12 protein-coding genes, 1 other RNA gene and 4 pseudogenes are annotated in these 12,747 nt (G+C 67.4%); 7 read left to right on the top strand and 10 right to left on the bottom strand.

Annotated elements, in window-relative coordinates; translation table 11 throughout:
• Window positions 1-143: 143 nt before the first annotated feature.
• Both GAS53_RS58530 and GAS53_RS58535 read left to right on the top strand, forming a co-directional pair.
• Window positions 144-584 (top strand): annotated as a pseudogene (locus tag GAS53_RS58530) (aspartate/glutamate racemase family protein); the annotation flags it as partial.
• A gap of 86 nt (window positions 585-670) precedes the next feature.
• Window positions 671-889, top strand: a pseudogene (locus GAS53_RS58535) (aspartate/glutamate racemase family protein); the annotation flags it as partial.
• Window positions 890-922: 33 nt separating this feature from the next.
• On the opposite strand, the gene GAS53_RS36555 reads toward GAS53_RS58535, so the two are convergent.
• Window positions 923-1,267 carry a branched-chain amino acid transporter permease gene (locus GAS53_RS36555; protein ID WP_151482065.1) on the bottom strand — a complete coding sequence of 115 codons (345 nt, stop codon included), beginning with the start codon at window positions 1,265-1,267 and terminating at the stop codon, window positions 923-925.
• Window positions 1,260-2,000, bottom strand: a complete 741-nt coding sequence (locus GAS53_RS36560) for an AzlC family ABC transporter permease (RefSeq protein WP_151482066.1) — start codon at window positions 1,998-2,000, stop codon at window positions 1,260-1,262. The genes GAS53_RS36555 and GAS53_RS36560 overlap by 8 nt, the downstream gene beginning before the upstream one ends.
• Before the next feature lie 63 nt (window positions 2,001-2,063).
• On the opposite strand from GAS53_RS36560, the gene GAS53_RS36565 reads away from it, so the two are divergent.
• Window positions 2,064-2,522, top strand: a complete 459-nt coding sequence (locus GAS53_RS36565; protein WP_151482067.1) for an Lrp/AsnC family transcriptional regulator — start codon at window positions 2,064-2,066, stop codon at window positions 2,520-2,522.
• Window positions 2,523-2,574: 52 nt separating this feature from the next.
• On the opposite strand, the pseudogene GAS53_RS36570 reads toward GAS53_RS36565, so the two are convergent.
• A pseudogene (locus GAS53_RS36570) lies at window positions 2,575-3,375 on the bottom strand (alcohol dehydrogenase catalytic domain-containing protein); the annotation flags it as partial.
• 10 nt (window positions 3,376-3,385) lie between these two features.
• Window positions 3,386-3,592, bottom strand: a pseudogene (locus GAS53_RS36575) (metal ABC transporter permease); the annotation flags it as partial.
• 42 nt (window positions 3,593-3,634) lie between these two features.
• On the opposite strand from GAS53_RS36575, the gene GAS53_RS36580 reads away from it, so the two are divergent.
• Both GAS53_RS36580 and GAS53_RS36585 read left to right on the top strand, forming a co-directional pair.
• Window positions 3,635-4,162, top strand: a complete 528-nt coding sequence (locus GAS53_RS36580; RefSeq protein WP_151482068.1) for a metal ABC transporter ATP-binding protein — start codon at window positions 3,635-3,637, stop codon at window positions 4,160-4,162.
• 707 nt (window positions 4,163-4,869) lie between these two features.
• Window positions 4,870-5,418, top strand: coding sequence for a hypothetical protein (locus tag GAS53_RS36585; RefSeq protein WP_225859315.1), 549 nt, complete (start codon window positions 4,870-4,872; stop codon window positions 5,416-5,418).
• Here GAS53_RS36585 and GAS53_RS36590 read toward each other — a convergent pair.
• The 3 genes from GAS53_RS36590 to GAS53_RS36600 all read right to left on the bottom strand — a co-directional run bounded on the left by GAS53_RS36590 (window position 5,366) and on the right by GAS53_RS36600 (window position 7,680).
• The gene (locus GAS53_RS36590; RefSeq protein WP_225859316.1) at window positions 5,366-6,322 is read right to left on the bottom strand and encodes an IS5 family transposase; all 957 of its coding nucleotides are present in this window, start codon (window positions 6,320-6,322) and stop codon (window positions 5,366-5,368) included. The genes GAS53_RS36585 and GAS53_RS36590 overlap by 53 nt on opposite strands.
• A 152-nt stretch (window positions 6,323-6,474) precedes the next feature.
• Window positions 6,475-7,026 (bottom strand): Tat pathway signal protein, encoded by a 552-nt coding sequence (locus GAS53_RS36595; RefSeq protein WP_225859317.1) that lies wholly within the window; start codon window positions 7,024-7,026, stop codon window positions 6,475-6,477.
• A 312-nt stretch (window positions 7,027-7,338) separates the two neighbouring features.
• Window positions 7,339-7,680: a hypothetical protein gene (locus GAS53_RS36600; protein WP_151482070.1), complete on the bottom strand. Its 342-nt coding sequence runs from the start codon at window positions 7,678-7,680 to the stop codon at window positions 7,339-7,341.
• A gap of 464 nt (window positions 7,681-8,144) precedes the next feature.
• On the opposite strand from GAS53_RS36600, the gene GAS53_RS36605 reads away from it, so the two are divergent.
• The gene (locus GAS53_RS36605) at window positions 8,145-9,815 is read left to right on the top strand and encodes a helix-turn-helix domain-containing protein (protein WP_151482071.1); all 1,671 of its coding nucleotides are present in this window, start codon (window positions 8,145-8,147) and stop codon (window positions 9,813-9,815) included.
• Window positions 9,816-9,891: 76 nt separating this feature from the next.
• On the opposite strand, the gene GAS53_RS36610 is transcribed toward GAS53_RS36605, so the two are convergent.
• The gene (locus GAS53_RS36610) at window positions 9,892-10,428 is read right to left on the bottom strand and encodes a hypothetical protein (RefSeq protein WP_151482072.1); all 537 of its coding nucleotides are present in this window, start codon (window positions 10,426-10,428) and stop codon (window positions 9,892-9,894) included.
• Window positions 10,429-10,774: 346 nt separating this feature from the next.
• Here GAS53_RS36610 and GAS53_RS36615 point away from each other — a divergent pair, with 346 nt between their 5' ends.
• On the top strand, window positions 10,775-11,323 hold the full coding sequence (locus tag GAS53_RS36615) for a hypothetical protein (protein ID WP_225859318.1): 549 nt from the start codon (window positions 10,775-10,777) through the stop codon (window positions 11,321-11,323).
• Here GAS53_RS36615 and GAS53_RS36620 read toward each other — a convergent pair.
• Both GAS53_RS36620 and rnpB read right to left on the bottom strand, forming a co-directional pair.
• Window positions 11,271-12,065 (bottom strand): IS5 family transposase, encoded by a 795-nt coding sequence (locus tag GAS53_RS36620; RefSeq protein WP_151482084.1) that lies wholly within the window; start codon window positions 12,063-12,065, stop codon window positions 11,271-11,273. The two genes, GAS53_RS36615 and GAS53_RS36620, sit on opposite strands and share 53 nt — an antisense overlap.
• Before the next feature lie 211 nt (window positions 12,066-12,276).
• Window positions 12,277-12,485, bottom strand: an RNA gene (gene rnpB, locus GAS53_RS36625) — RNase P RNA component class A.
• Window positions 12,486-12,747 lie beyond the last annotated feature (262 nt).

Consider the following 12,747-nt stretch of genomic DNA (forward strand, 5'->3'; position numbering starts at 1 on the left):
CTCCGCGAAAACCGCTGGCGGGGGCATCAGCCTGGGGACCGTGCAGCGCGAGGAACGATCCGCGGAATTCCTATGAGCAGCCCGTTCCTTGCGGGCCACGCCCGGCATTAGATAAGCGGTCCGTTCCCGACGCACAACCGGTCATGCGGTACTCAACCCGCGCATATCAGGCTGACCGCGCGTCGACGCCACGACACGCACACCCCGGTCCGCCCCCGTCAGCCCCACACCCCTCTCAGCGGGGAGGGGCCGCATACCCATGCCCCTTGACAAGAACCTGCTACATATCAGGAATCACTGACTTCGAGGAGATCGAGCGCAACCAGCGCGAGGGTCGGTGGGACTTGGTGGGTGACCTGCTGGCCCGGGAGGGCAACAAGCTCAAAGCCGCCGACGCGGATTTCTTCCTACTGGCCTGCAGCACCGTCCACACCGCCGATCAACGTGTCGAAAGCGCTGTCGATCTGCCGTTCATCCACATCGTTGATCCGACGGCGCGTCAGATTCTGCGCCGTGGTTTGACGACCGTGGGACTGCTCGGCAGCCGCTACACGATGACGGGCAGCTATTTCGTGGACCGCCTGCGGCAGCGTTACGGCCTGAAGGTACTGGTCACAGAAGGCGAGCACCAGGAGAATGTGCACAACGCCCTGTACGCGGAACTGGCCAAGGGCGTTTCCTGCCCGCCACCCGGGAAAAGTTCAGGGCTGCCATCGCGGACCTGGTCGAGCGCGGTACAGAGGCGGTCATCCTCGGTTGTACCGAGTTCGGCATGCTGGTCGAAGCCGACGGCAGTCCGGTGCCCCTCGTCGATACGACCATCGCGCATGCCGAGGCTGCCGTAAACATGGCTCTCGCCGAGGAAACCTCCAGGCATGCCGAGCGATGACCCCGGCGAGGGCAGCTTCGAACTGGCGTCCCGTCAGGCGGCGAGGACGGTGGAGGCGAGGGCGACGTGCAGGCCGGTGCCGATCAGGATGCTCAGCACGAAGTTGCGGCGCCACAGGTGGACGGCCGCGGTGACGGCCGTGGCGATGGCCAACGCCGCCCACGGACGCGCTCCGGGGGACGCCGAAGCGGACGACAGCAGCGAGTAGATGACGAGGATGCTCATCACTCCGACGGGCATGCTGGCGTTGAGATAGGGCAACAGACGGCTGCGGCGCAGCGGCGCCAGGAGCGCGAACGGGGCGGCCCGCAACGTCCAGGTGACCGCGGCGCTGACCAGCACGACTCCCACCAGGTAGCTGGCGCTGGGCTCAGACATCCTGGCCGGCCTTCCCGCGTCGAAGCGCGTATCGGATCAGCAGGAACCCGGTGAACATGGCCAGCGCGGGCACCAGCATCTGAGTGCCGAAGAGGCCGTGTCCGATGAGTGCGGACACCACGGCAGCGAGCGGGATCGGCACGCTGCGGGTCGCCCGGACCGCGTCAATGGCCAGGACCAGGAAGAACGCGATGACGGCGAACTGGAGTCCCACGACGCTGTCGGGAACGAGGGCGCCGCCGAGCGCTCCGAGGGTGACGCTGCCGACCCAGTTCACCTGGAACGTGGCCTGGATGGCCAGGATGCGGCGACGCGACCATGACTGCGCCTCCGGCGCGGTGGTCAACGCCCACGCCTCGTCGGTGAGGGTGAACGTGCTGTAGGTCTTCGCGAGAGGCCCGTGGACCTGGTGCATGGGAAACGACAGCGCGTAGAAGACATGCCGGAAGTTCACGAGGAGCGCGGTCACGGCGACCTGGCTCAGCGGAGCCATGGCGGTGGCCAGGCCGATGAGCAGGAACTCCAAGGAGCCGGCGAACACGACCGCGGCGAACACGGTCGCCCACCACCATTCCAGGCCGGAGTGAGTGACCAGCACACCGAACGCCACCCCCATCGGGATCACACCGAGGACGGCGGGCAGCGAATGTGTGACAGCCAGGCGGATCTGGCCCGGCTGATGAGCGCTGGGCGACTGTTCCGTCGTAGCCAGCACCGAGGACTTGAGGGACATAAGGGCAATGATAGAGAGATCAAGGCGGGTTAGGATTGCTAATTAGTGCTCTATAATGCCGCCATGCGCAATATTCGCGACCTTGATGCCATTGATCGCGCAATTATCGAAGAGCTACGTCAGGACGCAAGGCTGAGCAATACCGAGCTGGCCCACCGCGTACGCCTGACCCCCGCTCCCTGCCTGCGACGGGTCAAGCGCCTCGAGCAAGAGGGCGTCATCACCGGCTACCACGCGAGGGTGGACCCCGCCGCCGCGGGGCGCTCGTTCGAGGTCACGGTCGCGGTCGAGGTCACGGTGAACGATCAACGCTCGCTAGAGGAGTTCGAGTCCGCGGTCGCCGCGCTGGAGGAGGTGGTCGAGGTCCGCCGGGTGTTCGGGAGCCCGGACTACATCCTGCGGGTCCTGGTCGCCGACGTCGGAGAGTACGAGCGGTTCCAGACCACCAAGTTCCTCCGCCTTCCTGGTGTCAGCCGGACCATTTCCCACCAGACCATGAAGCTGGTCAAGCAAGAGTGGTGAGCAGCGGCGCTGCCGTGCGCCTGAGACCCACATGCAGATGCCTGGGGCGCCTTCACTGGGGGATGGAGACCAGAACGCGGCCGCGGCCACCGACGTCGACGCGGTCGTGGGCCTGGGCGATCTCGTCCAGTGGGTAGCGGGCGCCGATGTCGATACTGAGGGCACCGACGGCGGCTGCGGCGGTGAGGTCGCGGGCGGCCTGCCGTTTCGCCTCGACGGGGAAGTCGTCGCTGCCGATCAGGCGCAGGGTCACGTTGGCGAACAGCAGAGGCCAGAACGGCACCTGCGGCCGGTCGGCCCGGGTGGCGTAGGCGGCGATGACCGCGTCGCCCGCAACCACCTCGGCGTCCAGATCGGCGTTGTCGGAGAGGGCCACCTCCACGACGCGGTGCACACCCTGGGGCGCGTAGGCGCGGATCGCCTTGGCCGGGTCATCCTGGTCCAGGGCCACGGCGTGGGACACCACGAAGGGGTCGACGCGGTCGAGGTCCTTGCCGCGCGTCACGGTGCCGAGGACGGTCGCTCCACCCCAACGGGCCAGCTGGGCCGCCAGCGAGCCGACACCGCCGAGAACGCCCTGCACCAACACGGTCCTGCCGTCGACCGAGCCGTCGCCGAACACGGCCCGGTGTGCGGTGATGCCGGGGATGCCCAGGGCGGCTCCGAGTTCGTCGCTGAGGTGATCGGGCAGGGCCACGACCAGGTGGTCGGGTACGACCGTGTACTGGGCGGCGGTGCCGAAAGCCCGGTAGGACTGGGCACCGTACACCCACACCCGCTGCCCCATCCGGGTGGTGTCGACGCCCTCACTGACGGCATCGACGACGCCTGCCGCATCGCTGTGCGGGATCAGGCAATCTCGCCACCGCCCCCACCAGCAGGTTTCCGCCGAGCAGCGCGGCGAGCGCGACCCCTGGCAGCAACCCGTGGGACATGGCGTCGCCGAGGAAGGCCATCCCCCTGAGCACCACCCAGGTACCGGCCAGCGCGCAGATCGCCGACACCAGAATCCCGCCCCAAAGGGCCCTTTGCACGAAGGTCACCTCGAAAGGGCCCGTCAACCACTCCATAAGGACACACTGCAATGAAAATCATGTTCATTAGACCCGGAAATGGCCCCCGCTCGGGACAGAGCATCCCGCGTCCGCTTCGTCGAGCTGTCCGCCGGATATGCGGGCCGTCCCGTCCTGCACCAACTGACCGCAGAAATAGGGGCGATGACCATGACAGCGCTCGTCGGCCCGAACGGAAGCAGGAAGTCAACGCTGCTCGGAGTCACGGCCGGGGTGATCGACCCCACATCCCACATCACCGACCTCGCGACCCGCCAACTCGGCGAGTTGTCGGGGGGACAGCGTCAGCGCGCCCTGATCGCCCAAGGTCTCGTCCAGGAGTCGGACCTTCTGCTGCTGGACGAGCCCACCACGGGACTCGACCCGGAGGCCAGGCAGAGGATCACGGTGCTACTGACGGAGTTGGTCGCTGACGGGGTGACCGTGGTCCAGGCCACGCACGACCTGGAGGCCGCCCGCTCGGCGAACTCCTGCCTCCTGCTCCGCGACGGACACCTGGTGGCACAGGGTCGGCCCGAGCAGGTTCTCACCACAGCGACGCTGGCCCAGGTCTGGCAACCAGCGTGAGCCCGAGTCACCAGGCATCGTGGGCCGATAGAACTTCCCCGCGTGCCCCCGCCGGACACCCCACGACAACGGAGCAACCAGCGAGTTGACACTCCCAAACCTGACCAAGCGGCCGCCCCCGCCAACGCCACACGCGCTGGAACCACCGGTTGGACCGATCCGAGACACGACCAGGTTCCACTTGCTGCAGCACTCCCAGCAGCTCCGACGCGCCTGACACCCATCAGAACGAGCGTCAGGAGCCCTTCGCAGCAGGTTCAAGGATGGCAACGCACTCCACATGACGCGTCATCGGAATGCGGTTGCGATGGACGCGCGACCCCGCCCGCCGGAACGTCGAAGGCAGAGAAATGGCAGACGAGTCGAGCTGTACGCCGGATTCTGTCACCGGTCGACCTCGCGGTCGACCGGGAGACGGCCATCCATCTAGGGCCGGCGTTGCCGCCGGCCTCGTGCGGTCTACCCGCGGACTCGGGCGGGCAGCCCTCAAACGTCCGCGCAGAGCCGCCATTCACAGCGGCTCCTTTTGACCTTGCTCCGGGTGGGGTTTACCGAGCTGCCCAGGTCACCCTGGGCACTGGTGGTCTCTTAGAAGCCGTATCTCAACCGAACATGATCGCTTGATTCCTACTGGTCAGGCATGGTATCGGTCGGGGTGAGGGAGGCATCTGGTGTTCTGCTTGCGCTGGTTTGTCGAGGGGTGCGCGATGGCGTCGATGCTGGGGTTGCTGGAGGCGCGGGAAATGTCTGCCCGCGAGCGGGTGGAGGTGCTGCGGGAGGAGGCGGCTCGTACGGCTGCGGCCTTGGAGGCCGGCGAGATCGAGCTGGACCGGCGGGTGATCGCTCGCGAGGAGCTCGTGGACGCCCTGGCCGCATCCGCCGCCGAGACCACTGCCGTGACGGAAGCCCAGGGTGAGGGAGAAACGGCGCCCATTCCCGTTCCCGCGCCTGCGGCCGCGTCGGTTCCGGGAGCGATCGTGCCGCCCTGGCGAGAGGGGCTTGAGGTGGCGGTGCTCTCGCCGGACAATCAGCGGATCTTGAATGTGCTGCAGGACCGGCCGGACCTGGAACCCTTGCGGGCCAAGGACATCGCGGCCGTGATGGGCATCGACACGGCAGTGGCGGCGAAGGTCGAGGGGGTGCGCTCGAAGGCGAAACGCCTGGCCGAGCGGGGCTGGTTGCTCCAGGAGGCGTCCGGCGCGTTCAGTGCCGGCCGCAGGGTCGTGGCCTCGCCAGGCGGCGGCTCATCCGCGTGATCATCGACCATTGGATCATCGCCTCGCTGGTCGCGGTGAGCGTCTCGTAATCCCGGCACAAACGGCGCGAGTGCATCAGCCAGCCCAGGGTGCGCTCGACCACCCACCGCCTCGGCAGCACCACGAACCCCTCCATGTCATCGGTGCGCTTGACGACTTCGAGGGCGAAGGCGAGCTTGTGCCGGCACCAGTCGATGAGGGCCCCGATGTAGCCGCCGTCCGCCCAGACCAGGCAGATGTCCCGGTGCAGCTCGCGCAGCCGTCTCAGCAGGCCGACGGCCGCCTCACGGTCCCCGATGTTCGCGGCGGTCACGGCCACGACGAGCAGCAAACCCAGGCAGTCGGTCACGATGTGCCGCTTCCGCCCGTTGATCAGCTTGCCGCCGTCGAAGCCGCGTGAGGCGGCGGGAACACTCGCAGCGGCCTTCACCGACTGCGCGTCAATGATCCCCACCGTCGGCTCCGCCTCGCGCCCCTCGCGCTCGCGCACCTTCCCGCGCAGCCGGTCGTGGAACTCCGCGACCAGCCCGCTCTCGCGCCAGCGGCGGAAGAAGGCATAGACCCGGGCCCAGTGGGGGAAGTCCGCCGGCATCGACCGCCAGGAGATCCCGCCCGCGACCAGGTAGCGGATCGCGTCCAGCATCTGGCGGTGGCAGTATCCCTCGGGCTGCCCGCCGCGGCCCTCCAGCCAGGACGGCGTGGGCAGCAAGGGCCGCACCGCCAACCACTCCGCGTCCGTCATGTCCGACGGATACCGGCGCTGCCTCTCGGGATGATCGGCAGCGTTGCCGAACATGTGCGCGAGGCAATCGCACGACACGACGGGCGAGTTGAAGTCGACGGGCGCAACCGCGTACACATGTGACAACAGGGCCTCCCGGTACTGCTCGGACTGGATTCGCATCCCCGAGCTACCGAGAGGCCCTGCCCTCATGCGCATACAGCCGGAAGATCACCCCATCAGGAACCCTGTTCGACCCACACGTTCCATGATCGGTTGAGATACAGCTATTCGCGATCTTCATGAGGTCGGGGACGATGCCAGGAGCCGATCCCTCAGTCGCAGGTGTTGTAGTCGTAGCCGGCCTGCCGCCAGTCGCCCGACCCGTCCTTGAAGAGGTATATCCCTTGCGTGTTGCGGGTGATGTCGAGCTTGTAGAGGCGGCCGTTGTAGTTGAGGTTCAGCGTTTCGCCTCGGGCGGTGCTGCCGCTCTCTTTGACCAGGTTGTTGTCGGCGCGGCCAAAGGTCCCGTTGCCGACCAGGCCATCATCGTCCAGCCCCCACCTGGCTTGCAGGGACTTGGTCGCATGATCCGTGTTCCGGCCGAAGTGCCCGTCAACGTCTGCTAGGTCAAAGGGTGAGCCGTTCTCCTCCGTGGCTCCCTCTGCCCACAGGATCTTCTGCCACAGGCACGCAGCGTTGGAACTGTGGCCAAAGCCCGCCAGGGTTCCCTCGTCGCCCCAGTCGCCGACGAAGGTGTCGTAGCCGCGCACGTAACCATCGCTCCATGCGGCGGAGGCCGGCGTGGTGCCGACCGCCAAAGCGCCGAGCGTCAGGAAGCTGATTGCAGTTGCGGAGAGCCGCCCGCCTATCGTCTTGAGCCTCACAGAGCCTCTTCCCCCTTGAGATGTAGATACGGGTCCCACGTAGCGGAGCGGCCGCCTGGCCCTGGGCAAGCCCTCGTTGTTCTAGAGCAAGTGACCTTGGTCTGGGCTGCCGTCTGCTGTATGTGGTAGTGACCATGCACGACAAACCTTGCATGAACCTTGTAGGAAGCTGCGCCATCGGGAACCGCTCGGAAGGGGTCGCACCCCCGAGCTACCACGAGGCCCTGCCTTCATGCGCGCGCAGCCGGAAGATCATCCGGGCGGGACGCCCGTTCGACCCGCACGTTCCAAGATCGGTTGAGATACGGCCTCTTACTTGTGGTCCACGTACCACTTACCGCACTTGGACTTCGCCGTGCCTGCGGGATCGATGCAAGGCCGCACGGCCCGGCTTTTGGTGGAGCTGGTCTTCAGGCTCACCCCGTCGGTGACCTTGGCGTCCATGACGTTCGCGTCGAACCAGCTGACGGTGAACGGGCCGCACTGCTTCCAGCCTCCGTTGTCCCTCACTTCGGACGTCGACGGATGGCCGGGCGAACTGCCCATCTTGAACGTGTTGGTGCTGCGGTCGATCCAGAGCTTGTCGCCCTCCGCCACGTCCCTGGCCTGGGCGAACGCGACCTTGTCAGTGACCTTCTCGGTCAGAAGCTTCACGTCGCGCCCCTTGTACTCGAACGAGCCCGAGGTGCCCCATACCCCAACGGCGGTCGCGTCACAGCTAGCCGAAGACGCCGACAGTGCCGACGTGGGCGCCGGTGTCGACGCGTGTGACGCGGGTGCCGTGGCGATGGCGAGCGCGAAGGCCGCCCCGGCCGCGCCCAGAAGCCGTGTAGTTCTCATGATGCGTTCCCCCGATGTGTGTCGTGGGCGCACCCCGCGATACGCCCGATGCGGCAATGACAGCGGGTGAGTTCAGCAGGGTGCGGACCGGTGATGCCGACGTGTCATGTCGGCGAGATCAACTGTGCTGTTCCGCCCCGGCCGATGGCCAGTGATCTCGCGTTTCAAGTCGGCGTGGGACGCGTGCCGCCCCGCTGACCTGGTGTGTTCCAGACGGATTGGGACGCGCATGGAAAGCTGGGACAGGAGTCGAGGCAGCGGTCACGGGGGTGAAGGGCTTGGACAGGCAAGAGGGAGCTCAGGAGCTGGCCAGCGTTCTGGCGGAACTGAAGGAGCGCAGTGGCCTCAGCTACCAGGAGTTGGGGCGGCGGGTTTTCACGAGCAGTTCCACCCTTCACCGGTACTGCAACGGCAAGGGGACGCCGGCGGACTACGACCTCATCGTCTGTATCGCCAAGGAGTGCGGAGCCGACCCGGACGAACTCAACAAGCTCCTGCGATGCTGGATGGCCGCGACTGGGCAAGGGCAAGATCCCGGTTCGGTGTCCACCGCGGTGGATCTCGGCCTGTCTCCCGTCGCAGGCACCGCCTTCGCCCGAGCGCCCGTCGGCGCGGCTACCGATGATCCGACAACGAGGCGGCGTCCCCTGGGCATGCGGTTCGTCCTCGCCGCCGTCATGGCACTCGTCGTTCTGTGCACCGCCGTCGCAAGCGCCCCGTATGAGGCCGCAACGGCGGCGGTTCCGGCGCCGGTCGGGTCGACGAGTTGGGCGCAGACACCCAGGCCCGTCGGTCCGGAACTGTTCGGTGTGACGATGAACAGCTCCAGCGGGACCATGCCGTCCTTCCGGACCGGCGCGCTGAGGCTGTGGGACAGCGAGACCCGCTGGGCCCAAGTGGAGCCCGCACGCGGGGAGTACGACTGGTCCACGCTTGACCGGCTCCTCAATGGCGCCGAACGGGAGCGGCTGCCCACGTTGTTCGTCTTCGGCGGCACGCCCTCCTGGGCGGCCCCCGACGCGCGGAAAGCCGCGTATCCGGACGGCTCCCGAGCGGCGCCACCGGACGACCTCGACGACTGGGACGCCTTCGTACGTGCTCTCGTACGGCATGCGGGTGCCCGTATCGATGCGTACGAACTGTGGGTCGCGGCGAACCACGAGCACCATTACAACGGCAGCGTCACGACACTCGTCGAGATGACCCGGCGAGCAAGCCGCATCATCCGGGAGAGCGACAAGAACGCGACCGTGGTGTGCCCCTCGCTCACCGAGCTGTGGACGGCCGACGCACACGAATACCTGCTGCGGTTCGCCGAGTTGGGCGGCTACCAGTATTGCGACGCGGCAGGAATCAAGCTGTACCAACGTCGGATTACCGACCCCCCGGAGACCATGCTCGAGGCAGTACGCAAGGTCGACCGGACGTTCCACCGGGCGGGTTACCACCTGCCTCTGTGGAGCACCGGCACCGTGCAGACCCTGCCGCTGAACGATCCGTTGGACGAGGAAACCGCAGCCAACCACGCGGTCCGCTTCTACTTGACGGGTCTGTACGCCCGCAACCGGGACCTGGAGCGCATGTACTTCTACGCGTGGGGCAACGGCAAGATACCCCTTGTGCTCCAGGCCGAAGGCCAACCACCCACCAAGGCTGGCCGGTTCGTGGGCGGCCTCCAGCAGTGGTTGGCCTACGCCAACCTCCGCTCCTGTGGCCGCGGCCTTGAGATCGGCTTGCCCGAGAACGTCTGGCAGTGCGAATTCCTCATCCCCGATGAACGAGGCACGCTCCGCACCGCCCGTGTCCGCTGGACCCACTCAGGCACAGCCGCCACGCGCGTCGGTGCGGGCGCCCGGAGCGTCGAGTACCTGGACGGCACCGCGCGCAAGGTCGACGACCGGGACACGGAGCGCATCACGGAGCGGCCGATACTGATCCGGTACAGGTGATTGAGAAGGCGTCCACCGACCGACCAACTTGTCCGGTCGAGCCAACGCCCTGTACCTCGCCCAACCGCCTTCTGGGTTATGGATCGCGGTCGGGTGCCGGCCGAGACGAGCACAGCGACGGTGGCGGGTTGCCTTCGAGAGCTTGACGGGAGTCGAGGATCGCGTACTCGACCTGGTTCAGGAAGGCGCCCCGGTGGTCCTTGATGGTGTCCAGCCAGCCCTGCATGACTGCTTGCGGGTCATCGACGTCATCAAGTTCCTCGTCCGTCAGCACGCGCGGCGGCCCCGCGTAGGGGTGCGCCGCGGCATGGTCGGTTGCGGCCTGCCGCAGCCACGCCGGGACGTGCTGCTCGTACGCCTGCAGCCACTGCACCTCCACGGGGTGCAGCCCTTCAAGCAGGTTCGTGACCAGGGCACGGTCCGGGTGGGAGTTGCCGGCCAGCGCGGCCAGGGTACTGATCCGCTCGTCGCTGCTCAGCAGCACCTTCGGGGACGATGGCTTGCCGTCGGCGTAGTGCCGCTCGATCGCGGTGGGGTCGGGTAGGCGGGCGACCAGCGTGGCCAGGACGTCTCCGTCGCCGCTGGTCAGAGCCAGATCTTTGGCGGAGGACACTCTGTGGGCGGGGAAGCGACAAGCCGAGCGGTGATCAGCCGGTCCGGCGTTGTCAGTGGGCGGCGCGGCGGCAGCGTCCGGCGCGGGGACGGAGCCGGACGCCAGGATCCGCAAAGGCGCGGACGACCGTCAGGCCCGCTGTCTGGTGGTGGCGTCGATGATGCGGTCTGCTCCAGACGCGTCTTCCCAGGTCGACGAAGGGCATCGTACGGAGGGGCCCTCAGGCGTTAGAAGCCGTATCTCAACCGAACATGATCGCGTGATTCCTGCTGGTCAGGCATGGTCTCGGTCGGGCTGAGGGAGTCATCGGGCGTTCTGCTTCCGCTTGTTCGTTAAGGGGTGCGCGATGGCGTCGATGCTGGGGTTGCTGGAGGCGCGCGAGGCTTCTGCCCGAGAGCGGGTGGAGGTGCTGCGGGAGGAAGCGGCCCGTGTGGCTGCGGCCCTGGAGGCCGGCGAGATCGAGCTGGACCGGCGGGTGATCGCGCGGGAGGAACTGGTCGACGCCCTGGCCGCGTCCGCCGCCGAGACCACGGCCGCGACGGAAGCCGAGGGCGAGGGGGAAGCGGCGCCCATCCCCGTTCCCGCGCAGATGGCCGCGTCGGTGCCGGGAGCGATCGTGCCGCCCTGGCGGGAGGGGCTGTCGGTGTCGGTACTCTCGCTGGATAATCAGCGGATTTTGAACGTGCTTCAGGACCGGCCGGACCGTGAGCCGATGCGGGCCAAGGACATCGCGGCGGCCCTGGGCATCGACAACGCGGTCGCGGCGAAGGTCGAAGGGGTGCGGTCGAAGGCCAGGCGCCTGGGCGAGCGCGGACGGCTGCTGCAGGAGGCATCGGGCGCGTTCAGTGCAGGCCGGCGCCTCGTGGCCTCACCAGCCGGCGGCTCATCCGCGTGATCATCGAGAACAGGATCATCGCCTCGCTGGTGGCGGGCAGCGTCTCGTAATCCCTTGCCAGACGTCTCGAATGCATCAACCAGCTCAGGGTGCGCTCCACCACCCAGCGTCTCGGCAGCACCACGAACCCCTCCATGTCGTCGGTGCGCTTGACGACTTCGAGGTTGAAGGCCAGCTTCTGGCGGCACCGGTCGACGAGTTGGCCGGTGTAGCCGCCGTCGGCCCAGACGAGGCAGACGTCCCGGTGCAGATTCCGCAGCCGCGCCAGCAGGCCCGCGGCCGCCTCGCGGTCGCCCACGTTCGCGGCGGTGACCGCGACCACCAGCAGCAGACCGAGGCAGTCGGTAATGATGTGCCGCTTACGGCCGTTGATCTGCTTGCCGCCGTCGTAGCCGCGTGAAGCGGCGGGCACCGAGGCGGCCCCCTTCACCGACTGCGCGTCGATGATGGCGGCCGTCGGCTCCACCTCACGGCCCTCGCACTCGCGGACCCGCCCGCGCAGCCGGTCATGGAACTCGGTGATCAACCCGAGCTGCCGCCAGCGGCGGAAGAAGGCGTAAACGCGGTCCCAGTCGGGGAAGTCCACGGGCATCGACCGCCAGGAGATCCCGCCGGCCACCAGATAGCGGATCGCGTCCAACATCTGGCGGTGGCAGTACCCTTCGGGCTGCCCGCCGCGGCCCTCCAGCCAGGCCGGGGTGGGCAGCAACGGGCGCACCGCCGCCCATTCCGCGTCGCTCATGGCGGAGGGATAGCAGCGTTCCCGCTCCGGATGATCGGCCGCGTTGCCGTACACATGCGCGAGGCAATCGCACGACACGGCGGACGAGTTGAAGTCCACGGGCGCGGGCGCGTACACATACGACAACAGGGCCTCCCGGTGTTGCTCGGTTTGGGTTCGCATCCCCGAGCTACCGAGAGGCCCTGCCCTCATGCGCGTACAGCCGGAAGATCACCCGACCAGGAACCCTGTTCGATCTACACGTTCCATGATCGGTACAACAACAGCTACTTACACCACCGTTTCACCCTTACCCAGCGCCTGAACGCTGGGCGGTCTGTTTTCTGTGGCACTGTCCCGCGGGTCACCCCGGGTGGCCGTTAGCCACCACCCTGCCCTGTGGAGTCCGGACGTTCCTCGGCAGGACCAGGAGTCCTGACGCGGCCGTCCACTCGGCTCGTCTGCCGTACTGACCATGGTAGCCGACCAGGCAGGGCGCCCTGAGCTCGCCGCCAGGTCGGCGTTCGCCATGGCCAACGGGCTCAGCACACCACCAAGGCCGTGCCTTGACCGTGACCTCCTGCCGATCCCAGTGGGCGGTGACTTCGGCCTGCTGGGCCTAGGCACTGTTTCTCGGATCATGTGCGGAGCCAGATGAGGAGGGTTGCGAGGGTGAGGGTGCCGAGGTAGATGTAGGCGCGTT

Source organism: Streptomyces albicerus, assembly GCF_008905045.1.
Taxonomy (GTDB): Bacteria; Actinomycetota; Actinomycetes; order Streptomycetales; family Streptomycetaceae; genus Streptomyces; species Streptomyces albicerus.

Excerpts from the sequence above, each read along its gene's own strand:
- GAS53_RS36585 (WP_225859315.1), top strand. The coding sequence starts at position 4,870 with ATGGCGTCGATGCTGGGGTTGCTGGAGGCGCGGGAAATGTCTGCCCGC.
- GAS53_RS36590 (WP_225859316.1), bottom strand. The coding sequence starts at position 6,322 with ATGCGAATCCAGTCCGAGCAGTACCGGGAGGCCCTGTTGTCACATGTG.
- GAS53_RS36555 (WP_151482065.1), bottom strand. The coding sequence starts at position 1,267 with ATGTCTGAGCCCAGCGCCAGCTACCTGGTGGGAGTCGTGCTGGTCAGC.
- GAS53_RS36620 (WP_151482084.1), bottom strand. The coding sequence starts at position 12,065 with ATGAGCGACGCGGAATGGGCGGCGGTGCGCCCGTTGCTGCCCACCCCG.
- GAS53_RS36580 (WP_151482068.1), top strand. The coding sequence starts at position 3,635 with ATGGCCCCCGCTCGGGACAGAGCATCCCGCGTCCGCTTCGTCGAGCTG.
- GAS53_RS36560 (WP_151482066.1), bottom strand. The coding sequence starts at position 2,000 with ATGTCCCTCAAGTCCTCGGTGCTGGCTACGACGGAACAGTCGCCCAGC.
- GAS53_RS36565 (WP_151482067.1), top strand. The coding sequence starts at position 2,064 with ATGCGCAATATTCGCGACCTTGATGCCATTGATCGCGCAATTATCGAA.
- GAS53_RS36615 (WP_225859318.1), top strand. The coding sequence starts at position 10,775 with ATGGCGTCGATGCTGGGGTTGCTGGAGGCGCGCGAGGCTTCTGCCCGA.